This is a genomic window from Novosphingobium sp. (assembly GCF_049240505.1).
Classification (GTDB): Bacteria; Pseudomonadota; Alphaproteobacteria; order Sphingomonadales; family Sphingomonadaceae; genus Novosphingobium.
The window spans coordinates 1-23569 of the sequence record NZ_JBMLSM010000009.1 but is presented as its reverse complement, the minus strand read 5'-3'; the positions used below and the strand labels follow the sequence as shown (position 1 = coordinate 23569).

At 61.9% G+C, this 23569-nt stretch carries 24 protein-coding genes; 12 read left to right on the top strand and 12 right to left on the bottom strand.

Annotated elements, in window-relative coordinates; all coding sequences use genetic code 11:
- Nucleotides 1–2 precede the first annotated feature (2 nt).
- The 3 genes from ACOVQ0_RS01140 to ACOVQ0_RS01130 are packed head-to-tail and all read right to left on the bottom strand — an operon-like array spanning nucleotide 3 to nucleotide 3391.
- Nucleotides 3–890 carry an SPOR domain-containing protein gene (locus ACOVQ0_RS01140; protein WP_421879028.1) on the bottom strand — a complete coding sequence of 296 codons (888 nt, stop codon included), beginning with the start codon at nucleotides 888–890 and terminating at the stop codon, nucleotides 3–5.
- Between the two features lie 31 nt (nucleotides 891–921).
- Nucleotides 922–2670: an arginine--tRNA ligase gene (gene argS, locus ACOVQ0_RS01135; RefSeq protein WP_421879026.1), complete on the bottom strand. Its 1749-nt coding sequence runs from the start codon at nucleotides 2668–2670 to the stop codon at nucleotides 922–924.
- 58 nt (nucleotides 2671–2728) lie between these two features.
- The gene (locus tag ACOVQ0_RS01130) at nucleotides 2729–3391 is read right to left on the bottom strand and encodes a hypothetical protein (RefSeq protein ID WP_421879023.1); all 663 of its coding nucleotides are present in this window, start codon (nucleotides 3389–3391) and stop codon (nucleotides 2729–2731) included.
- 120 nt (nucleotides 3392–3511) lie between these two features.
- On the opposite strand from ACOVQ0_RS01130, the gene ispH reads away from it, so the two are divergent.
- Genes ispH through rnhA form a run of 3 tightly spaced genes read left to right on the top strand, consistent with a single transcriptional unit; the run spans nucleotide 3512 to nucleotide 5892 of the window.
- A complete protein-coding gene (gene ispH, locus ACOVQ0_RS01125) occupies nucleotides 3512–4480 on the top strand; it encodes a 4-hydroxy-3-methylbut-2-enyl diphosphate reductase (RefSeq protein WP_421879020.1) in 969 nt (322 codons plus the stop codon).
- Between the two features lie 12 nt (nucleotides 4481–4492).
- Nucleotides 4493–5464, top strand: a complete 972-nt coding sequence (thrB, locus tag ACOVQ0_RS01120; protein ID WP_421879017.1) for a homoserine kinase — start codon at nucleotides 4493–4495, stop codon at nucleotides 5462–5464.
- Nucleotides 5461–5892 carry a ribonuclease HI gene (gene rnhA, locus ACOVQ0_RS01115; RefSeq protein ID WP_421879014.1) on the top strand — a complete coding sequence of 144 codons (432 nt, stop codon included), beginning with the start codon at nucleotides 5461–5463 and terminating at the stop codon, nucleotides 5890–5892. The genes thrB and rnhA overlap by 4 nt, the downstream gene beginning before the upstream one ends.
- A gap of 113 nt (nucleotides 5893–6005) precedes the next feature.
- On the opposite strand, the gene ACOVQ0_RS01110 is transcribed toward rnhA, so the two are convergent.
- The 3 genes from ACOVQ0_RS01110 to ACOVQ0_RS01100 all read right to left on the bottom strand — a co-directional run bounded on the left by ACOVQ0_RS01110 (nucleotide 6006) and on the right by ACOVQ0_RS01100 (nucleotide 8346).
- Complete coding sequence (locus tag ACOVQ0_RS01110) at nucleotides 6006–6188, bottom strand: YegP family protein (protein WP_421879012.1); 183 nt, start codon at nucleotides 6186–6188, stop codon at nucleotides 6006–6008.
- A 71-nt stretch (nucleotides 6189–6259) separates the two neighbouring features.
- On the bottom strand, nucleotides 6260–7369 hold the full coding sequence (locus ACOVQ0_RS01105; protein ID WP_421879009.1) for an NAD(P)/FAD-dependent oxidoreductase: 1110 nt from the start codon (nucleotides 7367–7369) through the stop codon (nucleotides 6260–6262).
- Complete coding sequence (locus ACOVQ0_RS01100; RefSeq protein ID WP_421879006.1) at nucleotides 7366–8346, bottom strand: alpha/beta hydrolase; 981 nt, start codon at nucleotides 8344–8346, stop codon at nucleotides 7366–7368. The genes ACOVQ0_RS01105 and ACOVQ0_RS01100 overlap by 4 nt, the downstream gene beginning before the upstream one ends.
- An 81-nt stretch (nucleotides 8347–8427) precedes the next feature.
- On the opposite strand from ACOVQ0_RS01100, the gene ACOVQ0_RS01095 reads away from it, so the two are divergent.
- From ACOVQ0_RS01095 to ACOVQ0_RS01065, 7 genes are all read left to right on the top strand, one after another.
- Nucleotides 8428–8928: an A24 family peptidase gene (locus ACOVQ0_RS01095; RefSeq protein ID WP_421879063.1), complete on the top strand. Its 501-nt coding sequence runs from the start codon at nucleotides 8428–8430 to the stop codon at nucleotides 8926–8928.
- Nucleotides 8929–9001: 73 nt separating this feature from the next.
- Entirely contained in the window at nucleotides 9002–10015 is a 1014-nt protein-coding gene (gene cpaB / locus ACOVQ0_RS01090; RefSeq protein WP_421879003.1) for a Flp pilus assembly protein CpaB, read from the top strand.
- A gap of 44 nt (nucleotides 10016–10059) precedes the next feature.
- On the top strand, nucleotides 10060–11631 hold the full coding sequence (locus ACOVQ0_RS01085; RefSeq protein ID WP_421879000.1) for a type II and III secretion system protein family protein: 1572 nt from the start codon (nucleotides 10060–10062) through the stop codon (nucleotides 11629–11631).
- A gap of 14 nt (nucleotides 11632–11645) precedes the next feature.
- On the top strand, nucleotides 11646–12308 hold the full coding sequence (locus ACOVQ0_RS01080) for a CpaD family pilus assembly protein (protein WP_421878997.1): 663 nt from the start codon (nucleotides 11646–11648) through the stop codon (nucleotides 12306–12308).
- A gap of 3 nt (nucleotides 12309–12311) precedes the next feature.
- On the top strand, nucleotides 12312–13583 hold the full coding sequence (locus ACOVQ0_RS01075; protein ID WP_421878994.1) for an AAA family ATPase: 1272 nt from the start codon (nucleotides 12312–12314) through the stop codon (nucleotides 13581–13583).
- Nucleotides 13584–13630: 47 nt separating this feature from the next.
- Nucleotides 13631–14605, top strand: a complete 975-nt coding sequence (locus ACOVQ0_RS01070) for a type II secretion system F family protein (protein WP_421878991.1) — start codon at nucleotides 13631–13633, stop codon at nucleotides 14603–14605.
- A 16-nt stretch (nucleotides 14606–14621) separates the two neighbouring features.
- Complete coding sequence (locus tag ACOVQ0_RS01065) at nucleotides 14622–15632, top strand: type II secretion system F family protein (protein ID WP_421878987.1); 1011 nt, start codon at nucleotides 14622–14624, stop codon at nucleotides 15630–15632.
- 81 nt (nucleotides 15633–15713) lie between these two features.
- Here ACOVQ0_RS01065 and ACOVQ0_RS01060 read toward each other — a convergent pair whose 3' ends face one another.
- The 6 genes from ACOVQ0_RS01060 to ACOVQ0_RS01035 form a co-directional block, all read right to left on the bottom strand.
- Nucleotides 15714–16721, bottom strand: coding sequence for a fumarylacetoacetate hydrolase family protein (locus tag ACOVQ0_RS01060; RefSeq protein WP_421878983.1), 1008 nt, complete (start codon nucleotides 16719–16721; stop codon nucleotides 15714–15716).
- Nucleotides 16718–17176, bottom strand: coding sequence for a MarR family winged helix-turn-helix transcriptional regulator (locus ACOVQ0_RS01055; RefSeq protein ID WP_421878980.1), 459 nt, complete (start codon nucleotides 17174–17176; stop codon nucleotides 16718–16720). Before ACOVQ0_RS01055 ends, ACOVQ0_RS01060 begins: the two co-directional genes overlap by 4 nt.
- A gap of 229 nt (nucleotides 17177–17405) precedes the next feature.
- Nucleotides 17406–18044, bottom strand: a complete 639-nt coding sequence (locus tag ACOVQ0_RS01050) for a TetR family transcriptional regulator (RefSeq protein ID WP_421878978.1) — start codon at nucleotides 18042–18044, stop codon at nucleotides 17406–17408.
- Nucleotides 18041–18913: a crotonase/enoyl-CoA hydratase family protein gene (locus tag ACOVQ0_RS01045; RefSeq protein WP_421878975.1), complete on the bottom strand. Its 873-nt coding sequence runs from the start codon at nucleotides 18911–18913 to the stop codon at nucleotides 18041–18043. Before ACOVQ0_RS01045 ends, ACOVQ0_RS01050 begins: the two co-directional genes overlap by 4 nt.
- 119 nt (nucleotides 18914–19032) lie before the next feature.
- Complete coding sequence (locus ACOVQ0_RS01040) at nucleotides 19033–19818, bottom strand: SDR family NAD(P)-dependent oxidoreductase (protein WP_421878972.1); 786 nt, start codon at nucleotides 19816–19818, stop codon at nucleotides 19033–19035.
- A gap of 30 nt (nucleotides 19819–19848) precedes the next feature.
- Nucleotides 19849–21021 carry an acetyl-CoA C-acetyltransferase gene (locus ACOVQ0_RS01035; protein ID WP_421878969.1) on the bottom strand — a complete coding sequence of 391 codons (1173 nt, stop codon included), beginning with the start codon at nucleotides 21019–21021 and terminating at the stop codon, nucleotides 19849–19851.
- 104 nt (nucleotides 21022–21125) lie between these two features.
- Here ACOVQ0_RS01035 and thiL point away from each other — a divergent pair, with 104 nt between their 5' ends.
- Both thiL and ACOVQ0_RS01025 read left to right on the top strand, forming a co-directional pair.
- The gene (gene thiL / locus ACOVQ0_RS01030) at nucleotides 21126–22001 is read left to right on the top strand and encodes a thiamine-phosphate kinase (protein WP_421878966.1); all 876 of its coding nucleotides are present in this window, start codon (nucleotides 21126–21128) and stop codon (nucleotides 21999–22001) included.
- A gap of 120 nt (nucleotides 22002–22121) precedes the next feature.
- Nucleotides 22122–23569: sodium/proton-translocating pyrophosphatase (locus ACOVQ0_RS01025; RefSeq protein ID WP_421878963.1), on the top strand; the 1448-nt coding region annotated here is incomplete at its 3' end.

Below are 23569 nucleotides of genomic sequence, written 5' to 3'. Positions count from 1 at the left end.
TATCAGCGCTTTACCTGACATTTAAGCCCACTGGCCTGCAATTTGCGGCACAGGGCATCGGCGGCGGCGGCATCGCCAGCGACGGCTTGCAGGCGATAGACGGTGCCGATGTCGGCCTTGCCTTCGATCACGCGGTGGGAAAGACCCTTGAGCGCTTCGTGGTTGCCGAGCAGCTTTTGCCAGCCGGCTTCGGCGGTGGCCTTTGACGAGAATGCGCCAACCTGCACACCAACGCCGCCCGTGGCCGGTGCAGCAGCGGCAGGTGTTGTCGAAGCAGCAACGCTGGGCTTGGCCGATGGCGACGCAGCAGGGGCGGGCGAAGCGGAATTGGCGAGGTTGGCCGAAGGCTTTTGCCCCTCGCTCACCTTGAAGCTGGAATCGCCGGTTCCGGCAAAGGTCTTGCCGCCTGGATCCTTGGGCGCGACCTTGTACGGCTCCTTGCTGGCTTCGATCAGGCTGCCATCGGCATTGTTGGCCACCGAATTGCGGCTGCTGGCGTACCAGATACCGCCAACAAGAGCTGCCAGCACAAGCAGACCCATCACGGCAAATCCGATCAGGCGGCCATTCCCGCTATCTTCCTCTTCGCCATCAACATCATCGGCGCTTTCGAGCCAAGGCAGACGCTCTTCATCGCCAAGGGCGAGGCGCTGATCGCCGATCGGATCGGTCGCAATCTCTTCAACCAGATCGTCGGCCTGGGGTGTTGCAGCTCCTGCTACATCAACGCTGCCGAGCGCACGGCGTGCCGCAGCAGCGGCATCGCTTGCTGCTTCACGCGCTTCATCCGCCATTCCATCCAGTTCCTCGGACACATTGAACGGCTTCAGGCCTTCTGGCTGAAGCATCGTTTTCTTGTCCCAGTCGGTTTGGTCGTTATCGCCCTGCATGTCTTGTCCCTGCCCCAATAATCCGGTGACGTCAGAGTTCTTCCGCAGCCTCAACGCCAAGCAGCGCGAGACCATTGCGGATTACCTGCCCGATTTGTGCGGCAAGGAAAAGGCGAGCTGCGGTCAAAGCGGAGTCATGTGCCACAATGAACCGCTTCTCGGGCCGGTCATTCCCCAGATTGTAATAGGAATGGAAGGCCGACGCGAGATCGTGGAGGAAGAAGGCGATGCGGTGCGGCTCACGCGCCACGGCGGCAGCTTCGACCGTGCGCGGGAACTGCGCCGCCAGCTTTACCAGCGCCAACTCTTCCTCACCCAGCAGGCTGAGATTTTCCGCTGAAGGAACAAAGCCTTCATCCGCACCCTTGCGAATGTTCCGGCAGATGCGCGCGTGGGCATACTGCACATAGAACACCGGGTTGTCCTTGCTGGCTTCGACCACTTTGGCGAAATCGAAGTCCATCTGGGCATCGGGTTTGCGGGTGAGCATGGTGAAGCGCACCACATCCTTCCCAACTTCGCCCACCACATCAGCAAGCGTTACGAAAGTCCCGGCCCGCTTCGACATTTTCACCGGTTGGCCATCGCGCAGAAGCTGCACCATCTGCACCAGCTTGACCTCGAAAGGCTTTGCGGTGCCGCCATCGGCGCTGGTGAGCGCGGCGACAGCGGCCTTGATCCGCTTTACCGTGCCTGCATGGTCCGCCCCCCAGATATCCACCAGCGCATCGGCGTTCTGGGCTTTCTGGAAATGATAGGCGAGGTCCGCGCCGAAATAGGTCCATGCGCCGTTCGATTTCTTGATCGGACGGTCCTGATCGTCTCCGAACCTGGTAGAGCGGAACAGCGGCAGCTCTACCGGCTCCCAGTCTTCCAGCGTCTTGCCCTTGGGCGCTTCGAGCTGACCATCGTAGACCAGATCGTGCGCGCGCAACCACTGTTCGGCGGCATCGACGTTGCCCGATGCCTGTAGTTCCGCTTCGGACGAGAAAAGATCGTGGCGGATGCCGAGCGTGGCAAGATCGGCGCGGATCATGTCCATCATCGCCGCAACCGCGCGAGTGCGGAACAGGATCAGCCAGTCTGCTTCGGGAGCGGCGGCATATTGGTTGCCAAATTCTGCGGCGAGTGCCTGACCCACGGGGGCGAGGTAATCACCCGGATAGAGACCTTCGGGAATCTCGATGGTTTCGCCCAGCGCTTCGCGATAGCGCATGTGGACCGAGCGGGCGAGCACATCGACCTGTGCGCCCGCATCGTTGACGTAGTATTCCTTGATGACCTTATGCCCGCTGTAAGCGAGCAGATCGGCCAGAGCATCGCCCACCACGGCGCCACGGCAATGGCCCATATGCATCGGGCCGGTAGGATTGGCCGAGACGTATTCGACGTTTACAACCTTGCCGCCACCCATCTGCGAACGGCCATAATCGCCCGCGCTTTGGGCGATCAGCGCCAGTTCGCCGCGCCACGCGTCGTCCGTCAGGCGCAGGTTGATGAAGCCGGGACCGGCGATCTCGGCAGAGACGACGCGCGGTTCCTTTTCCAGTTCGGCAACCAGCGCGGTGGCAAGCGCGCGCGGGTTGGTTCCTGCAGGCTTGGCCAGCACCATCGCGGCATTGGTGGAAAGATCGCCGTGGCTGGGATCGCGCGGCGGTTCGCACGTCACCGCGCCTCGTGGCAGACCGGCAGGCAGCGTGCCTGCGGCTTCGAGCGCGGTCAGCGCAGTGTCGATTACCGATGCGAAATCGGCGTGAAGGTTGATCCGGGCGTCAGTCATGGCCGCGCGGTTAGCCCAATCGCGGCTTTAGCGAAAGGGCGGTGTGTGCCGCTTGCGCTTACTTGCGAACGTTGTACTGCAATTGGGCGTCGGTGAGCTGGAAACCGACGAGCAGTTCGAAATTGGCGCGGGCCAGCGCAGCCTTCACATCGGGCTGCGAAAGCGGATCGACGGCAGCGTCCTGATCGCCTGCGCGACGCTTGCGCGTGATGCGGCTCACCACATCTTCGGGCAGCGCAGCCTCGGCCTTGTCAACATAGGCGGCGCCCTGCGCCTTGGCGCTGGCGCGGGCCTGACCATCGGCAAATTCGATCACGACCTTGCCCAGCCGCTTGGCAACGACAGTGTTGCCGCCGCGGATCACGGTCGAGAAATAGGGCAGTTCCACCCGGCGTGCGCCGCTGGTGTTGGCGCGGCGGGCAAGAACGTCGAAGCTGGCGACGGAGTAGAGCTTTTCACCTTCGGAACACTGCGCACGAAGGTTCGTGATCACCGCTTCGACATCGATCGCTGCCGAATCGGTCCGGTCGGGCGAAGTGAAGGTCGTGACGTCGCCGGTGTAATCAGGAATACCCACGCGCGGGCACGGATCACGCAGCGCGGTGACGCCGACAGCATCGTCCACCACCAGTTCGCCGCGCTTTCCGCCGCAGCCGCCAAGCGCCAGCGCCACCACAAGCGGAGCGCCCAGAAGGGCGAGACGGCGGGCGGATGCGTTCATGGGCACTGTCTATCCTTAGATCACGGCGGCGCGCGCGGCACCGGAATTTGCGCCACCTCTAATCGCCGCAATGGCTTTCGGCAATGGCGGTGGGCTGCGCTTGCTGCTAAGTGCCGCTGCATGAACGCCAGCTTGCCAGATATCGCCGCCGAAACGGCCCCTTTACGCCTGCTTATCGCCGCACCACGCGGCTTCTGCGCCGGGGTGGACCGCGCGATAGAGATCGTTGAGCGCGCGATCGATCGTTATGGTGCTCCGGTCTATGTACGGCACGAAATCGTCCACAACCGCTTTGTGGTGGATGGGCTGAAAGCCAAAGGCGCGGTTTTTGTGGAAGAACTGGATCAGGTGCCCGATGGCGCACCGGTGGTCTTTTCCGCGCATGGCGTGCCGAAAGTGGTGCCACAGAACGCCAGCGCGCGCGGGCTGGACTGGCTGGATGCCACTTGCCCTCTGGTGAGCAAAGTGCATCGTCAGGCCGAACGGCAGGTTGAAGCCGGGCGACACATCCTGTTCATCGGCCACAAGGGGCATCCCGAAGTGATCGGCACGATGGGTCAGGTGCCTGAAGGCACGATCACACTGGTCGAAACGGTGGACGATGTGGCCGGGCTGACATTCGGTGTGGATACCCCGCTGGCGTTCCTCACGCAGACCACCCTTTCGGTAGACGATACGGCGGAAATCGTGGCTGCCTTGCAGGCAAAGTTCCCGCAGATCGTGGGACCGAAGGCTGAGGATATCTGCTATGCCACATCCAACCGGCAGGCTGCCGTCAAGGCTATTGCCGAGGAGTGCCAGCTGCTGCTGGTGATCGGCGCACCGAACAGTTCCAATTCGCTGCGACTGGTCGAAGTGGCAGAGCGTCTGGGCACACCTTCACGGCTGATCCAGCGGGCAAGTGAGATCGACCCGGCATGGCTGCACGGCGTGACCACGCTGGGGCTGACGGCAGGGGCCTCTGCCCCCGAAGTTCTGGTGCGCGAAGTGGTGCAGCGGATCGGGGAGTTGCGGCCCGTTGCCGAAGAGACGGTGACCACCGCCGAAGAAAAGATGGTGTTCAAGCTGCCGCGCCAGCTTCTCGACTAAGGCCCTGAAGACATGGCGGTTTACACCCAGATCGGCGCGGAAGAAATGGCCGCGCTTGTGAACGAATTTGACGTGGGCGAACTGGTTTCGGCCAAGGGCATTGCCGAAGGCGTTTCGAACAGCAACTGGCTGCTGGAGACGACCGGCAGGGACGGAAGCGGTGCGCGCTTCATCCTGACGATGTACGAATTCCGTATCGAGCTTGAGGATCTGCCCTACTTCCTCTCGCTGCTGGACCACCTTGCCGCAAAGGGCTGCCCGGTGCCGCGCACGATCCATGATCGCGAAGGCGCGCTCTATCGCAGGCGCGGGGAAAAAGCGCTGGCGCTGATCGAGTTTCTGCCAGGCATTTCGGTGAGCGAACCGACCGTGGGACAGGCCCGCGCCGTGGGCGCAGCGCTGGCGCAGATGCACGCGGCGGCGGCGAATTATGCAGGCACGCGCGCGAACGGTATGGGGCTGGCGGAATGGCAGCGGCTGTTCGACGAATGCGGCGAAGATGGGCTTGCGGCGATCGATCCGGCGCTGGCCGGGTTGGTGGCTGAACATCTGCCGAAGGTTTCCGCCGCGTGGCCCACCGATCTGCCGCGTTCGGTCATCCATGCCGATCTTTTCCCCGACAACGTGCTGATGCTGGGTGACAAGGTTACCGGGCTGATCGACTTCTACTTCGCCTGCAATGACCTGATGGCGTATGATGTGGCGGTAACCCATGCGGCATGGTGCTTCGATGCCACCGGACGCACGTTCAGCACCGATCTTTCGAGGGCACTGCTGGAAGGTTACGAAGGTGTCCGCCCGCTGTCCGCTGAAGAGCGCGCCGCCCTGCCCTTGCTGGCGCAGGGCGCAGCGCTGCGTTTTGCATCAAGCCGTGCCTATGACTGGCTGAACACGCCCGCCGATGCGCTGGTGATGCGCAAAGACCCAATGGCATTTGCCCGCCGGCTGGAGTTCTATGCCGCCAATCCCGAGGTTTTCGCGTGAAGCACGTCGAAATCTTCACTGACGGCGCGTGCAAGGGCAACCCCGGCAAAGGCGGTTGGGGCGCACTGCTGCGCATGGGCGAGCACGAAAAGGAAATGTCCGGCTCCGAGAAAGAGACGACCAACAACCGCATGGAACTGATGGGCGCGATTCAGGCGCTGCAGGCACTTAAGCAGCCTTGCCGGGTCACGCTCCATACCGACAGCAAGTATGTGCTGGACGGCATCACCAAGTGGGTTTTCGGCTGGCAGAAGAAGGGCTGGAAAACCGCCGATAACAAGCCGGTGAAAAATGAAGACCTCTGGCGCGCGCTGGTGGATGCGGTGCGCCCGCACAAGATCGAATGGGTCTGGGTAAAAGGCCACGATGGCCACCCGGAGAACGAGCGCGTGGACAAGCTGGCGAGCGACGCTGCGATTGCGGCTTAACGCTTGCCGTATGGCGCCCCCGCGAAGGCGGGGCCTCAATCGATTTACACTGATTTTCCGTACCAACACCGAGGCCCCCGCCTTCGCGGGGGCGCGGGATTGTTAGGCTGGTTTCAGCCTGCAGTCGTGTCCACCACTTCGGCACCGGGACCGTTTTTCAGGATGGATTCAATCGCGTTCTTCGCGCTGGCTTTGCTCTTGTAGCCTTCGGTCCAGAAGATCGGTTCACTGTTGTGGCAGAAATAGGCGACGAATTCGCCAGCCTTGTTTTCACGGATTTCAAAACGGTGGGCCATCGTGATTCCCCTTGGTTGATCCGAGGTCGAAACTATCACGCCAACGGGCACCGCAAAGTGCCAATCCGATCCTATACGGCCCAGAAACGTGAAGGCGAATATATATTGGCGTCAATCTCGGCGGTTAGCCCGTCGTGCGGCAAGCCCAGCAGCAATTGCGCCCCCAACCGTGCGGCAGCAGGTGCAGTCTGGATACCGAAACCGCCCTGCCCTGCGAACCAGAAAAAGCCAGGAACTGTGGGATCGTAACCATAGACCGGCAGACGGTCGGGCGCAAAAGAGCGCAACCCGGCCCACCGGCGTTCGAGCGCCTCGATCTTCCAGTCGACGACCTGTTCAAAACGGTCGATGGCGATGGCGACGTCGAGCTCTTCGGGTGCGGCATCGCCAGCCACGTCGGGAATCTCGTCATGCGGCGAAAGCCAGAGGCGGCCACCTTGCGGCTTGAAGTAGAAATCGCCGTTTACACCAAAGGTCAGTGGCAGGTTGTCGACCGGTGCAGGTTTTGTGCGTAGTTGTACGATTGTTCGGCGCAAGGGCTGGATGCCGAGCGGCCGCCCGCCAGCGAGACTGGCGAGGGTATCCGCCCACGCTCCGGCGGCGTTGGCCACGATGGGCGCACGCGCTTCACCATCCGCCCACGCGATACGCCAAAAGTTACCTTCTCGCTCCAGGCACTCTACCCGCGCCCTGACGCGCAAGACGGTGCCAGTTCGCTTCGAGGCAGCCAAATAGTGCTGGTGCAATCCAGCGACGTCGATGTCTGCGCACTCAGCCTCCCAAGCACCGACAACCCATTCGGGCCGCAATCCCGGTACGCGCGCCAGAAGATCGTTACGATCAAACAGTTTCAGCGTTGCTCCGACTTCGCCGAACATTTCAACGAAGGCTTCAACCTTCTCACGGTCCGCTGCTTGACCGATGTGCAGAGCGCCGCGAGGAGCCAGAAATCCTCCTTCTCGCAAAGCCCGCCCCGAGGCCATAGTCAGAGGGAAAACTCCCGGCCCGCCGTAAGTCTTTTCCCAGAACGCAGCGGAGCGACCTGTGGTATGATAGCCGGGAGTATCCTCGGCCTCGACCAGAAGCACGCGCGCGTGCGGTGCGCATTCGGCGGCAAGGCTGGCTCCCGCCATCCCTGCCCCGATGATCGCAATATCGAAATCGCTGGTGAATTGGCTCACGCAATCGCATCCTGCTGGATCGCAGGCGCAAGCCGGTCGAGAAAATCGTCTATCGTCCACATAACCTTGTCGCGCACCGCATCGGCCTCGCGCAGGAGTTCATGCCGCGCCTCGCGTCCCCAAACTACCAGTTGCGCGCGTGGGAGGCGTCGTGCGGCCTGCTCGATCGCGCGCGATGAAACGAGGCCATCGTATCTGGCCGACAGTAGCAGGACCGGCTGCTCAACGCCCTCAAGCACGCCCGGCGCATCCACCGCCAGCATCGATGCATAGGCCCGTTCCACCCAGCGCCACGATCCCGGCCCCATGCCCAGATAAGGGCGCACGGTCTTCCAGTGCGCTTCATCGGCATAGCGGGCCTCGTCATGCGTCAGCAGCGTGCTGCGCGCGGCCAATGTAGCGCCGGGCTTTTCGCTGATCTTCCACGCCATGCGTTCGGGATCACCGAATCGGCACATCGCCTGCGCCACCTTGTGCAGCAGCCGATTCGGCCCCGGCGTGAGGAAGCCGAGCATGGGCGCGCTCAAAACCACCGCAACAGGGTTAATTCTTTTTTCCGCGACACTACGCAGCACCAGATGCCCACCCATCGAATGGCCGATGATCACATGTGGCGCGGGCGTGGTCGCGATCCAGTCTTTCCAGAAGGCCGCAAGGTCATCCAGCCAGACCGAAAAGTCGGCAACATGGCCAATATCGGGATGGCCGGAAAGCCTGCCCGAACCAGCCTGCCCGCGCCAGTCCAGCGCGGTTACACGCCAGCCTTCACCATGCCAATAGTCAAGCGATTCCAGATACTTTTCATAGAAATCGCCCCGCCCCGGCAGGAAAAGGATCGAGCCGCGCGGACCGTCTTCCGCTTCGCTGCCCCCCCTGCCTGGCCAATCGATCCGGCGGATCGCATGACCATCAGTTGCGTACCACACCGCCTCTGTCGCCGCGGGCGGAATCACCCTGCGATCGATACCACCTGCCATGTCCGATTCCATGCCGAAGCGCCTTCTCCTGCGCAATTCCGCGCCAAGGTTTGGTTACCGTTTGGTAAGTGATTGTCCCGTATGCCCCGAACCATGCAGGGGAACTTCATCGTTTACGGACTGGTCGGAGCATTGGCAATCGCGCTGCTGGTTGCGGCCTTCACCGATATCCGTCGTCGTCAGATCGACAACTGGCTGAACGCTGCCATCGCGTTGGCCGCGCCTGCCTATTGGTGGGCTGCGGGCCTCGCAGTCTGGCCCGACATGGTGATGCAGCTTGGCCTTGCCCTGCTGACCTTCGTGGTTCTGGCCGGACTTTTCGCGCTCAAGCTGATGGGCGGTGGCGATGTGAAGCTGCTTTCGGCGCTGGCGCTGTGGATCGCGCCGATGACCTTCCTGAAGCTGCTGCTGATCATGTCACTGATCGGCGGCGCGCTGACCATCCTGATGGCGATGTGGCACTTCACCGTGACCCGCCGCCGGGATGCCAAGATCCCCTACGGCGTCGCCATCGCCGCTGCGGGCCTGATCACGCTGGCCCCCGTGCTGGAGGCCGGATGGCGCTCCGTTACGGGAGCATGAACGGAATATCACAAATTTTAACCATTTTGCCCGAGACATGCGGGCCGGACTTTAAAGGGCGGGACAAGTAGTCATGGACAAGAGGAAGCTGATGCTGCTGGTGGGGGCGCTGATCGTCGCGATCGGCACGGCCTTCGCGGCCAGGAGCCTTTTCGCCGGCGCATCGACGCCTCAGGCAGAAGCTGCGGCCAAGGTGCCGATGGGGGCCAAGGTCCTTGTCGCCCAGCGCGCCCTGCCCATCGGCACGATCATCACCGCCGATGCGATCAACTTCCAGGCCTGGCCCAAGGACATGGTGCAGGATGCCTACTTCGTCGAAGGCGAAGCGGACATGCAGAAACTGCTCGGCACCGTGGTGCGCAATCCCATTACCGCAGGCGAACCGGTGACCAAGGGCAACCTCGTTTCGCCCGGCGATCGTGGTTTCCTTGCCGCCGCACTCGGGCCGGGTATGCGCGCCGTTACCATTCCGGTATCAGCCCGCACCGGCGTTGCAGGCTTCGTCTTCCCCGGTGACCACATCGACCTCGTGCTGACGCAGACGATCAAGAGCCAGGGCGAAGGTATGGCGCTGAAGGCATCGGAAACGATCCTCAAGAACCTCCGCGTCCTTGCCACCGACCAGTCGACCGAACAGGAAATGGTCGAAGGCAAGACCCGCGTCCGCACCTTCAGCACCGTCACGCTGGAAGTTACGCCGAAGATCGCCGAGAAGATTGCCGTGGCGCAGACGATCGGTACGATCAGCCTCTCGCTGCGCTCGCTGGCTGATAACTCTGCCGAACTCGAACAGGCAATTGCTTCGGGCGATATCAAGATCCCGACCGGCGTCAGCAAGCAGCAGGAAGAAGCCCTGATCAAGCAGGCGATGAACCGCCCGATCGAGGCCACCAAGTCCAGCTTCGTGACCGGTGCCGATGTCTCGCGCTTCCAGCGCTCCACCGCACCCGTTGCCCGCACATCGATGGGCGGCGCACCCTCTGCTGGCCCGCAGATCGCAGGCAATGCCGCCCCGATCAAGCGCGGTCCGGTGGTCCGTGTCACCCGTGGCAAGCAGACCGAAGACGTCTCGCTGGGGGGTAACTGATCATGAGCGCCTCGGCACTGAACCCGATTGCAAAGGGTAAATCCATGAAACGCCGTCTTTCCACCACGCTTGTCTCGGCCGCGATGATCGCTACGCCGCTGGCGCTGGTCCCGACCGCTGCAACGCTCCACGCGCAGAGCACGACCAGCCCTGCCCGTACCGTCACGATCTCCATCGGACGTGGTGAACTGGTTACGGTGCCGGGTCGCATGGCAGACGTCTTCGTCGCAAATGACGAGATTGCCGACGTCCAGGTGAAATCGCCCACGCAGCTCTATGTGTTCGGCAAGTCGGGTGGCGAAACCACAGTCTATGCCAGCAATGCGCAGGGCGCTGTGGTGTGGTCGGCCAACATCCGCGTCGGCAACAACCTCGACTCGATCGACCAGATGCTGCACCTCGCCATGCCCGAGGCCCGCGTCAACGTGGCGACGATGAACAACACGGTGCTGCTGACCGGCACGGTCGCCGCGCCCGAAGACGCTGCCGAAGCGGAACGCCTTGTGAAAGCCTTCGTCGGCGACAAGACCAACGTCATCAGCCGTCTGAAAATGGCCACGCCGCTGCAGGTAAGCCTGCACGTGAAGTTCGCCGAAGTCAGCCGCTCATTGGTGCGCAACATCGGCGTCAACCTGACGACGATCGATGGCACAAGCGGTATCAAGTTCGGCATCGGACAAGGCCGTTCGGCGGGGGCAATCACCACCGATCCAAATCTGCCCTTTGGCGTCGGAACTGGTTCCACCAGCGGCTATACTTTTGATCCGACCGCGGTTTCCACCAACAACCCGATGGGCATCGTTGCCAAGGCGGGCAGTTCGATCGGCGCGGTCGCTTCGGGCACGACAATCGCTGGCATGGGCAAGCTGCTCGGCCTCGATCTGCTGGGCGCGCTGGATGCGGGCGAAACGCTGGGCCTGGTTACCACGCTTTCGGAACCGAACCTCACCGCGATTTCGGGTGAAACGGCGGACTTTCTGGCAGGTGGTGAATATCCGATCCCCGTTTCGCAGGGCCTTGGCACCACGTCCATCGAATACAAGAAGTATGGTGTCAGCCTTGCCTATACGCCCACAGTGCTGGCCAATGGCCGTATCTCGATCCGCGTTCGGCCTGAAGTTTCCGAGCTTTCCAGCACCGGCGCGCTGAAACTCGACAGCATCGAGATTCCGGCGCTGACAGTTCGCCGTGCAGAAACCACGGTGGAACTCGGCTCGGGCCAGTCGTTCATGATCGCAGGCCTGCTCAGCAACAGCGCGCAGAACACGCTCACCAAGATGCCGGGCGCGGGCGACATTCCGATCCTGGGATCGCTGTTCCGTTCGACCAGCTATCGCAAGGGCGAAACCGAACTGGTGATCGTGGTGACGCCGTATCTCGTCAACCCGGTCAACGCCGCAGACATCAAGCTGCCGACCGATGGCTTCCAAAGCCCCAACGATCTCCAGCGCCTGTTTGGCAACATGGACAACGACGGGGTTTCGGGTGGCGAACGGCCCAAGCCGACCGAAAGGGAAGGCACCGTTCAGTCCGGGCCAAAGGTCGGCGCGCTCGACGCTGATCGCCGCAACGACAAGAAAGTCGCCAGCGCCCAGCCCGGCTTCAGCATCCAGTGAGAAAGGGACAAGCAATGCGCAAAAGCCTGAACCGCACCGCAACTGTCGCGCTGGCCCTTTCGCTCGCCGTGACGCTCTCGGCCTGCTCGGCCAACCAGCCTGAAAACCGGATGCTCAATTCGATCCACCAGCCGGTGGTCGAACGTGACCGCTATGTTTTCGATGTCGCAACGCTGCCGGGTGGTGGTCTTTCGGTGAACGAACAGCGCCGTCTGGCCGACTGGTTCGAAAGCCTCGGCCTGAAATATGGCGACAAGATCGCTCTCGACGATCCGCTCCAGTCCAAATCCACCGTCGCCGCAATCGATGGTGTCGCGGGCCGCTGGGGCATGTTCGTCAACGGTCCGGCACCGATGACGCCCGGCTATGTCGCCGCAGGTGGCGCGCGCGTCGTGGTGACCCGCGCCAAGGCTTCGGTGCCCGGTTGCCCCGACTGGTCGGCCAAGTCCGACTTCTCGATGAGTAACAAGACCAGCTCGAACTTCGGCTGTGCCATCAACAGCAACCTTGCCGCGATGGTCGCCGACAAGGAACACCTCGTCCAGGGCGCGAACAGCACCGGCGAAACCGTTGTGATGAGCGGCAACAAGGCGATCGACAGCTATCGTTCGGCCAAGCCAACGGGCGAAGGCGGCCTCAAGAACAATGCGACATCCAACGCTGGCGGCGGGAACTGATCCATGAGCCTGAAAAATTCAACCCGCGATACTTTCGCCGCCTTCATGTGCGACGACGCCGCGCTGGACATCCTGCGCGCCGTGGCGGTCGACATGGGCTGGGCATCGGAAAAGTGCCACCGCGGTGGCCTTCGCAACGCCATCCAGTCGCTTTCGATCACCGCCAGCCCGAACATCCTGATGGTCGATCTGTCTGAGAGCGGCGATCCGCTGAACGATATCAACGCGCTGGCCGAAGTGTGCGAGCCGGGCACGGTCGTTATCGCGGTGGGCCAGGTCAATGACGTGCGCCTCTACCGCGACCTCATCGCCTCTGGCATTCAGGACTACCTGCTCAAGCCGCTGAACCCCGGCCAGGTGCGTGATGCGCTGGTTCAGGCACAGGCGATCTTTACCGCGCCGAAAAGCCATGATCCTTCGGCGGTGCGCAAGCACATGTCGATGGCCGTGGTCGGCACCCGCGGCGGTGTTGGCGCGTCAACGCTGGCAACTTCGCTGTCTTGGCTGTTCAGCACCGATCACAAGCTGCCCACTGCGCTGCTCGATCTCGACGTGCATTTCGGCACTGGCGCGCTGACGCTCGATCTTGAGCCGGGCCGCGGGTTGACCGATGCGATCGACAATCCCAGCCGCATCGACGGACTGTTCATCGAACGCGCGATGATCCGCGCGAACGACAATCTGGCGATCCTTTCGGCAGAAGCGCCGATCAATTCGCCGCTGATGACCGATGGCAGCGCATTCGTTCAGCTGGAGGAGGAATTCCGCCACGCTTTCGAAATGACCGTGATCGACATGCCGCGCAACATGCTGATCAACTTCCCGCACCTGCTGGCGGACGTGAACGTGGTCGTGCTGGCCACCGAACTCAGCCTTGCCGGTGCGCGCGACGCGATCCGCCTGCTGTCGTGGCTGAAAAGCAACGCGGCGCACGCCCGTCCGATCATCGTGGCCAACAAGATTCAGCCGGGCGCGAACGAAATCAGCAAGGCTGATTTCGAAGCTTCGATCGAACGCAAGATCAACTTCATGGTGCCCTATGACATCAAGGGCGCGTCGAACGCGGCCAAGCTGGGCCAGACCTTTGTCGCAGCCAACCGCGCTTCGAAAGCTGGCGGCGTGCTGCGCGACATCGCCCATGCGGTGATCGGTTCGGTAGACGAAGATGGCGGCACCACCGCCGATGCTGGCACCGATGCACGCAAGCCTTCGCTGCTGGGCAAGTTCGATCTCAAGAAGATGTTGGCCAAACCGAAGGCCAAGGCAAACGCCTGAGGGCATTTGGCAGAACGGACGATTGAAGTGACAGGAAGGCACCGGCGATGACGAGCATTCTGCAGCTAGTGGTGATGGCAGTCGGCCTGATGCTGGCGATGGTGCTGGGCTATGCTGCCCTGTCCGGTCCTTCGGCATCGAAGGAAAGCGGGCGTCGCCTGCAATCGGTGCGCTTCCGCCATTCCGACAAGGCAGTCGACAAGGTCGAAGCGCAGTACCGTAAGACGGTTGCCGCCCGCAAGCCGAGCACGATGAGGCTTGCAGGCTCCGGCTCGCGCATGGAAGCGCTGGCGCTGCGCCTGCACCGCACGGGCAAGGGCTGGACACTCACGCAGTACCTTTATGTCAGCGGCGGACTTGCGCTGGGCATCACGCTTCTGATCTATCTCAAGACTGGCGCTCCCGTGATGGCACTGGGTGCAGGTTTGCTGGTTGGCGCGGGGCTGCCGCACTTCGTCGTTGGCTGGGCAATCAACAAGCGGATCGACAACTTCGTCAGCCGCCTGCCCGACGCGCTCGACCTGCTGGTGCGTGGATTGCGTTCCGGCCTGCCCGTTACCGAAACGCTCGGCGTTGTCGCTGGCGAATTGCCCGGTCCGGTGGGTGAGGAATTCAAGCTGGTTACCGACCGCATCAAGGTGGGCAAGACGATGGAAGACGCCCTGCAGGATACCGCAGACCGCCTTAACCTGCCCGAATTCAACTTCTTCTGCATCACACTGGCAATCCAGCGCGAAACCGGCGGTAACCTTGCCGAAACGCTGGCGAACCTTTCGGACGTGCTGCGCAAGCGCGCGCAAATGAAGCTGAAGATCAAGGCAATGAGTTCGGAATCCAAGGCATCGGCCTATATCGTCGGCGCCCTGCCATTCATCGTCTTCGCGCTGATCTACATGATCAACCCCGGTTATCTCGGCAAATTCTTCATTGATGATCGGCTGATCATCGCGGGAATCGGCGGACTTACCTGGCTTGGCATCGGGGCCTTCATCATGGCCAAGATGGTCAGCTTCGAAATCTGACGGAAAGGGACAGGCCATGATTCAGAACCCTCCCGGACCGACACTCCTCGGCTTCGACGTATACCTTATCGGCTCGATCCTGATTGGCATCGCCGCCGCCGCCGTGATGCTCGCCATCTACGCCGCGATCACCGTGCGCGATCCGATGACCAAGCGGGTCAAGGCGCTGAACGACCGCCGCGAACAGCTCAAGGCTGGTATCGTCACCGCAAACGCCCGCAAGCGCGCCAGCATCGTTCGCCGCAACCAGACAACCGACCAGATCCGCGGTTTCCTCGAATCACTCAAGGTTCTGCAGGACAGTCAGCTTTCGGTGGTCCAGCAGCGTTTGGCGCAGGCAGGCATCCGCAAGAAGGAATGGGCCGTCGCAGTCATTTTCGGGCGCCTTGTCGGCCCGATCGTGCTCGGCCTGCTCGGCGCGGTGATCTTTTACTGGTCGCAGAGCTTCCCCGAATGGGGTCCGCTCAAGCGCTTTGGCGGCTTCGCGGCCTGCCTCATCCTTGGTTACAAGGGGCCGGACATCTTCGTCCGCAACCTGATCAACAAGCGGACTGCGGCCATTCGCAAGGGCCTGCCCGACGCACTCGACCTGCTGGTGATCTGCGCAGAAGCCGGCCTCACCGTTGACGCCGCGTTCAACCGCGTTGCCCGCGAACTGGGTCGCGCCTATCCCGAACTGGGCGACGAATTCGCGCTGACCGCAATCGAGCTTTCGTTCCTCACCGAACGCCGTCACGCTTTCGAGAACCTCGCCTACCGCGTCGATCTCGATTCCGTAAAAGGCGTTGTCACTACGATGATCCAGACCGAACGCTACGGCACGCCTCTCGCCTCGGCCCTGCGCGTGCTGTCGGCAGAATTCCGCAACGAACGCATGATGCGCGCCGAAGAAAAGGCCGCACGCCTGCCTGCGATCATGACGATCCCATTGATCCTGTTCATCCTGCCTGTGCTGTTCATCGTGATCCTTGGGCCCGCAGCCTGCTCGATCAGCGACAGCCTGATCAACAAGAAGCCCGGCGGCTGATCCCGAACGGTAGGGTTGCCAACACAAAAGACCCCGCAAGGCGCAAACCTTGCGGGGTCTTTTGTTTGATGTGGGAAAACGTCAGCCGCTGACGACAGTCTGGTCGATCGCGCCGAAGATGCTGTGGTTTCTGGCGTCGCGCATCTCGATCCGCACCGCATCACCCGCTTTCAGGAACGGCGTTTCCGGCGCACCGTTGGCGATCGTTTCGACCATGCGCTGTTCGGCAATGCAGGCATAACCCCGCCCGCCCTGCGCCACAGGGCGGCCCGGCGAACCATCGGGATCGCGGTTCGATACCGTGCCCGAACCGATGAGAGTCCCTGCACCAAGGCTGCGCGTCTTGGCCAGATGGGCGATCAGCACGCCGAAATCGAACGTACACTCCTCACCTGCCTCGACCCGCCCGAACGCTTCTCCGTTCAGATCGATCATCAGCGTGCGTGACAGCTTGCCTCCCGTCCAGGCATCGCCAAGCGCATCCGGGGTCACAAAGACCGGCGAAAAATGGCTGGCTGGCTTTGATTGCACAAAGCCGAATCCCTTGGCGAGTTCGCCGGGAATAAGATTGCGCAGCGAAACATCGTTCACCAGCCCGACAAGGCGGATGTGACCCAAAGCTTGTTGTGGCGTCACGCCTTGCGGAACGTCGCCAGTCACCACCACGATCTCGGCCTCGAAATCGCAGCCCCACGCATCATCCACAAGCCGGATCGGCTCGCGCGCGCCACGCAGATCGTCACTTCCGCCCTGATACATCAGCGGATCGGTCCAGAAGCTTTCCGGCAATTCTGCACCGCGCGCCTTGCGCACCAGTTCAACGTGATTGACGTAGGCGCTGCCATCTGCCCACTGGAAAGCACGCGGCAGCGGCGCACAGGCCTCACGTTCATGAAACCGTTTGCGCGGGATAGCTTCATGCGCAAGCTCGATTGAAAGCGCCTCGATCAGCGGGAAATACCGGTCCCAGTCATCAAGCAGGCCCTGCATGGTCGGCACGATGTGATCGGCATCGGCATACCAAGCCAGATCATCTGAAACCACGATCAGACGGCCATCGCGCCCCTGCGGAAGCGAAGCCAGCTTCACTTGACGTCGCCTTCCAGCGCGCGTGCCGCCTTGAGCAGCTTTTCAAGGATGGCACGCAGCTTGTCCTGTTCGCGTGTGGTGATCGATGCGAAGATCTTTTCGTACATTTCCACCGCCTGCGGCCATATCCGGGCGTGCATTTCACGGCCAGCAACGGTGAGTTCCAGATGATGCGAGCGCCCGTCATGCTCGTTCGGGCTGCGCTGCAGAAAGCCGCGATCTTCCAGAACCTTGCAAGCGCGGTTCACCGCCACCTTGTCCATCAGCGTGGCTCGCACAAGATCGCGCTGCGTCAGCGCGCCTGCATCGCCAAGCACGGCCATGATGCGCCATTCGGGAATTTTTAGCCCGAATTCGCTGCGATATTCGCCCGCAATAAGGCTGCTCACCGCATTCGAGGTGATAGCCATTCGATAGGGCATGAAGTCGGTGAGGCGGGTCTGGGTTCCGGGCATGATTTCGTATCACATGAAACCAGCCTGAAGCGCAAGAGGGAAATAATATGACGTCAGGCTGCAAGCCGCGCGTTAGTTCATTGCCGCATCCGCTGCCAGACGAAATTTTCTTTAAGCCGCCCGCACAAAGCTATCATCGGCGATATAAAGGAAAATGGGCGCAGCATCGTTCCATGCTGCGCCCATGAATCTGTTCGAAAATTCGCCAAAACCTTACATTTCAATCCTCTCAATGCGCCAGAATACCCGCCATGATGAAATCGACGGTATGTTCGCGGTAGCTGTCGCGCAGTTCCTCGGTCAGCGTGTCCTGATCGAAGCAATGCTTCAGCACCAGCCGCGCGGAGAAGAACCGGTCCGCCGCACCCGTGACGGTGAAATAGAACAGCTGCGGGTTTATCGCGCGGAACACGCCCGCCTTCACCCCTTCCCCGATGAAGCGGTTATAGGCGCGGTGCAGCGGCAGCAGATACTGGTCGGCAATGCGCTTGGCCTCCGCCTCGTCGCTATCGCGCACCAGCCGCATCAGCAGGCGGTTGAGATAGGGATAGTCGTAATAGGTGTCGATGCACTTCGAAATGTGCAGCCGCAGCTTGGCCTCGGGACTCATATCGTCCTTGGCCAGCAGCGCATCCACCGATTTGACGATGTTTTCCATATCCCGGTCGAGCAGGGCTTTGAGCATCCCCGCCTTGTTGCCGAAATAATATTTGACCAAGGCCGAATTCAACCCGGATCGCAGGCTCAATTCCGATAGCGAGATGTCGACGACATCGCCTTCACGCATGATGTTCGATGCGGTCTGCAGCAGCAGTTCGCGCGCGCCCGGTGTTTCCAGGCTTTCCCCTTTGTGCACTTCCGTATTCATTCCCAGCCCGGCTCATTCCACCACGGATAAAAAGACGGCATATCCGAAGAAACGCGCGCGGGGTAGCGGGGAGCGCGCTTTTCCAGAAAACTCGAAATCCCTTCCGCCGCATCCGGCCCGCGAGACAGCGTGTAGATCGCCCGGCTATCCACCCGGTGTGCTTCCATCGGATGGTTCAGGCTGGGATTGTGCCACAGCATCGCGCGCGTCATCGAAACTGATACCGCGCTGGTATTGTCGGCAATTTCGCGCGCCAGCGCCACGGCTGCAGGCATCAGGTCTTCCGGTTCGTGGAGCGAACGGACAAGTCCACCGCGCAAGGCTTCCTGCGCATCGAACACACGCCCCGTCATGCACCATTCCAGCGCTTGGGGTAGACCCACGATGCGCGGCAGGAACCAGCTCGATGCCGCTTCCGGCACGATCCCGCGCCGCGCAAAGACCAGCCCGAAGCGGGCCTTGGTCGATGCCAGGCGGATATCCATCGGCAATTGCATGGTCACACCCACGCCCACTGCAGCGCCATTGATCGCGCCGATCACCGGCTTTTTCGATTGATAGATGCGCAGCGTCAGCAACCCGCCGCCATCGCGCACGCGCGGGTCGGAAAGGTCGGTCACCGGTTCAGCGCTGGAAAAGACGTGCTTACCGTCATCCGGCGTCAGATCGGCCCCTGCGCAGAATGCGCGCTCGCCCGATCCGGTAACGATCACCGCCCTCACGCTGTCATCGGCGTCGGTGTGATCGAACGCATCGATCATCTCGTTCATCATCGTGCCGGTGAAGGCGTTCATCTTCTCCGGACGGTGCAGCGTGATCGTTGCAATGCCATCGGCGATATCGAGCCTGATCTGCGTATAGTCGGACAACAAGCCTCTCCCAAAACCCTTGTGCGCCCCCGCGAAGGCGGGGGCCTCAATCATTTTGCGCCACCGCTCCGTAACACCAGCAAGGTCCCCGCCTTCGCGGGGACCCAGAAGTCAGAACATCAACGTGGTGCCATGCGAATTGCACCGTCAAGACGCACATCCTCGCCGTTGAAGTAGCCGGTTTCGATCATGCACATCGCAAGGTTGGCATACTCTTCCGGCATACCCAGACGTTTCGGGAACGGCACCGATGCGGCCAGCGCAGCTTTCACATTGTCGGGTGCGCCCTGCAGCAGCGGCGTGTTGAAGATGCCGGGCAGGATCGTGTTCACGCGGATGCCTTCGGCCATCAGGTCGCGCGCGATTGGCAAGGTCATACCCACAACGCCGCCCTTCGACGCGGAATAGGCCGCCTGCCCCATCTGCCCGTCTTCTGCCGCAACCGAGGCGGTGTTGACGATGGCCCCGCGCTCACCAAACTCGTCGCAGGGGTCCAGCGTCATCATGCCCGCAGCCGACTTGGCGATGCAGCGGAAGGTGCCCACGAGGTTGATCTGGATGATCCAGTTGAAGGCATCCATCGGGAAATGCTTGATCTCGCCGGTTTCCTTCGAACGGCTCGCCGTCTTGATGGCATTGCCGGTGCCGGCGCAGTTGACGAGGATGCGTTCCTGCCCGTGTGCTTCGCGCGCCTTGGCAAAACCGGCGTCCACGCTTTCATCGCTGGTCACATTCACTTCGCAGAACACGCCGCCGATCTCGGCGGCCATCGCCTCGCCCTTTTCCTTCTGCAGGTCGAAGATCGCAACCTTCACGCCCTTGGCCGCCAGCGCGCGCGCAGTGGCTGCACCAAGGCCGGAAGCGCCGCCGGTGACCACCGCAGCAACAGTATTATCAAGCTTCATCTGGAATAGTCCTCTCTCAAAGTCCGAAATTCAAAGCGCTTCGATGATCGTCACGTTGGCCACGCCGCCGCCTTCGCACATCGTCTGCAAGCCATACTTGCCCCCCCGCGCGCGCAGGGCATGAACCAGCGTTGCCATCAGCTTGGTGCCCGAAGCGCCAAGCGGATGGCCCAGCGCAATCGCGCCGCCGTTCACGTTCAACTTCTCCGGGTCTGCGCCTGTATACTTCAGCCATGCCATCGGAACCGATGCGAACGCCTCGTTCACTTCATAAAGATCGATATCGGCGATCTTCATGCCTGCCCGCTGCAGTGCACGGTCGGTTGCAAAGAGCGGCTCCTCAAGCATGATGACAGGATCGCCCGCCGTCACCGTCAGGTTGTGGATGCGTGCCAGCGGGGTCAACCCGTGTGCCTTCAGCGCCGCTTCGGACACGACCAGCACCGCGCTCGACCCATCGCAGATCTGGCTGGCACTGGCCGCCGTCAACGAACCTTCGGGGCTGAGCAGCTTTACGCCAGCAATGCCGTCCAGCGTCGCGTCAAAACGGATGCCCTCATCCACAGTGTGCATCGCGGGGCCTTCGGGCGTTTCGATCTCCACGCCGACGATCTCGTTCGCGAAAGCCTGCGCATTTGTCGCCGCAATCGCCTTGATGTGGCTGTTCAGCGAGAAGCGGTCGAGATCGTCTTTCGAGAAGCCGTGCTTCTTCACAATCATTTCCGCGCCCATGAACTGCGAGAACATGACGCCGGGATACTTTTCTTCCAGCCCCGGCGATTTGTAGTGGCCCAGCCCGTCTTTCATGTGAAAGGTGGCGTTCGACCCCATCGGCACGCGGCTCATGCTTTCCACACCCGCCGCGATCACCACGTCCTGTACGCCCGACATCACCGCCTGTGCAGCAAACTGGATCGCCTGTTGCGAAGAACCGCATTGCCGATCGATCGTGACCGCAGGAGTCGATTGCGGCAGCAGCTTGGAGGCAAGAACGGCATTGCGCCCCACCTGCATCGCCTGTTGCCCGGCTTGCGTGACGCAACCCATGATCACGTCGTCCACCGCCCCCGGATCAATTCCGGTGCGCGCAATGATGGCATCCAGACTGCGCGCGGCAAGGTCCACCGGATGCACGCCCGCCAGCCTGCCGCCCCTACGTCCGCCAGCCGTGCGCACTGCATCGACGATATAGGCAGTTGCCATTCTTCCGACTCCTCTCGAACCTCTTTAATCGAACGATTAAGCAACGCCGATGCGCTGGTCAAGCACACTTGTGCCAATCACCACCCCACCGCATAGACCGTGGCATGAGCAAGGAATCCGCCCTTATCGCCGCCCTGCGCGCTCTTGCCCCCCACCCCGCAGCGCGCGGGTTGGCCGACGATTGTGCTGTGCTCGATTTCGGCACCGAAACGCTGATCCTCACCCACGACATGATGGTCGAAGGCGTTCATTGGCTGGCTGGGCAGGACATGGCGGATGTCGCCTGGAAACTCGTCGCCACCAACCTGTCGGACCTCGCCTCCAAAGGTGCCGATCCGGTCGGCGTCCTCCTTGGCTTCACGCTGGGAAATGACGACACGCGCTTCCTCGCAGGCCTTGAACAAGCCCTCAACACCTTTTCTGTCCCCCTGCTCGGCGGCGATACCGTCAGCGCCAATGGTCCGCGCAGCCTCGGCCTCACCGCGCTGGGCCGCGCAACCTGCCGTCCGGTGCCGGATCGGCGCGGGGCAAGGCGCGGTGATGGTCTTTGGCTGACCGGCCCCGTCGGCGCGGCCATGCTCGGCTTCGAGGCCCTGCGCGACAATACGGGGGCCGACAGCCTTGCCTTTCGCCGACCGGTTCCCCGCCTTGTCGAAGGCCGCGCTCTCGCCCCCCATGTCACCGCCATGATGGACGTATCGGACGGCTTGCTGATCGATGCTGCACGCATGGCCGATGCCAGCGGCCTCACTCTTGCGATCGAAAGCGCCAGCGTCCCCTTCCCCGCCAACCTTCCCTCCACCCGTCGGGATGAGGCCATGCGCTGGGGCGACGATTACGAACTGTTGTTCACCCTTCCCTCCGATGCAACGCCGCCGATCCCAGCACACCGCATCGGCCACGCTGTCGAACCAAAAGGATCATCCGTTACCATCGATGGTGCAGTGCCGCATGGCACGCTGGGTTATACGCACGATTAAAAACGCCTTGATCCACGTCATGGAAGGGCTTGCGGGGCGCGAATAAAGCTATAGCTTCGCCCGGCCCGCAAACGACGGGACCGGGCCTTTCATGGCACCGGAATAAAGGGGGATGCCATCGTGAACCTAGTCGTATTATCAATACTGCTTGGGTTGCTGGCCATCGTTTATGGCTTCGTGACCAGCCGCCAGGTGCTTGGTGCACCGGCAGGCAACGCCAAAATGCAGGAAATTGCCGCCGCCATTCAGGAAGGCGCACAAGCCTATCTGAAGCGTCAGTACACCACCATTGCCATCGTCGGCGTGGTCGTCGCAGTCATCATCGCCGCCACTCTCGGTACGATCTCCGCCACCGGCTTCGTCATCGGCGCAGTCCTTTCTGGCGTGGCGGGCTTCATCGGGATGAACATCTCGGTACGGTCCAACGTGCGCACGGCAGCCGCCGCGCAGAACGGATTGCAGGCGGGCCTCACGCTGGCGTTCCGCGCGGGCGCGATCACCGGTATGTTGGTCGCAGGTCTTGCCCTGCTCGCCATCGCGGTGTTCTACCACTACCTGACCGACATCGCCGGTTACACCGTGGGCGGGGAAGACCGCACCGTGGTCGATGGCCTCGTCGCATTGGCCTTTGGCGCTTCGCTCATCTCGATCTTCGCGCGTCTGGGCGGCGGCATCTTCACCAAGGCGGCAGACGTTGGCGCTGATCTTGTCGGCAAGGTCGAAGCAGGCATCCCCGAAGACGATCCTCGCAACCCCGCCGTGATTGCAGATAACGTGGGCGACAACGTAGGCGACTGCGCCGGCATGGCGGCCGACCTGTTCGAAACCTACGTCGTCACCGTGGGCGCAACGATGGTGCTCACCGCGCTGCTGCTCAAAGGTCTGGGCGCTGCCCTCGGCCCGATGATGGCGCTCCCGCTGCTGATCGGCGGCGTGTGCATCGTCACTTCGGTCATCGGCACCTACTTCGTCAAACTCGGCTCGTCGAACAACATCATGGGCGCGATGTACAAGGGCTTCCTTGTCACCGCAGTGCTGTCTGTCGGCGCGATCTGGTGGGCCATCGACTATGCCCTTGGCGGCATGGAAACGTCGATGAGCTATACCATCATGGCCGATACGGTGACGTTCACCGGGCGCACGCTGTTCTACTGCTCGCTGCTCGGCCTTGTCATCACGGGCCTGATCATCTGGATTACGGAGTATTACACCGGCACCAACTATCGCCCGGTGCGCTCCATCGCCAAATCGTCGGAAACCGGCCACGGCACCAACGTGATTCAGGGCCTTGCCATCAGCCTTGAATCCACCGCCCTGCCCACGCTGGTCATCTGCGCGGGCATCATCATTGCTTACCAGCTCGCAGGTCTTATCGGGATTGCTTATGGCGCAACCGCGATGCTGGCGCTTGCCGGCATGGTCGTCGCACTGGATGCTTACGGCCCCGTGACCGACAACGCAGGCGGCATTGCCGAAATGGCGGGGCTGGACGATTCGGTGCGTGAAAAGACCGATGCGCTCGATGCCGTGGGCAACACCACCAAGGCCGTAACCAAGGGCTATGCCAT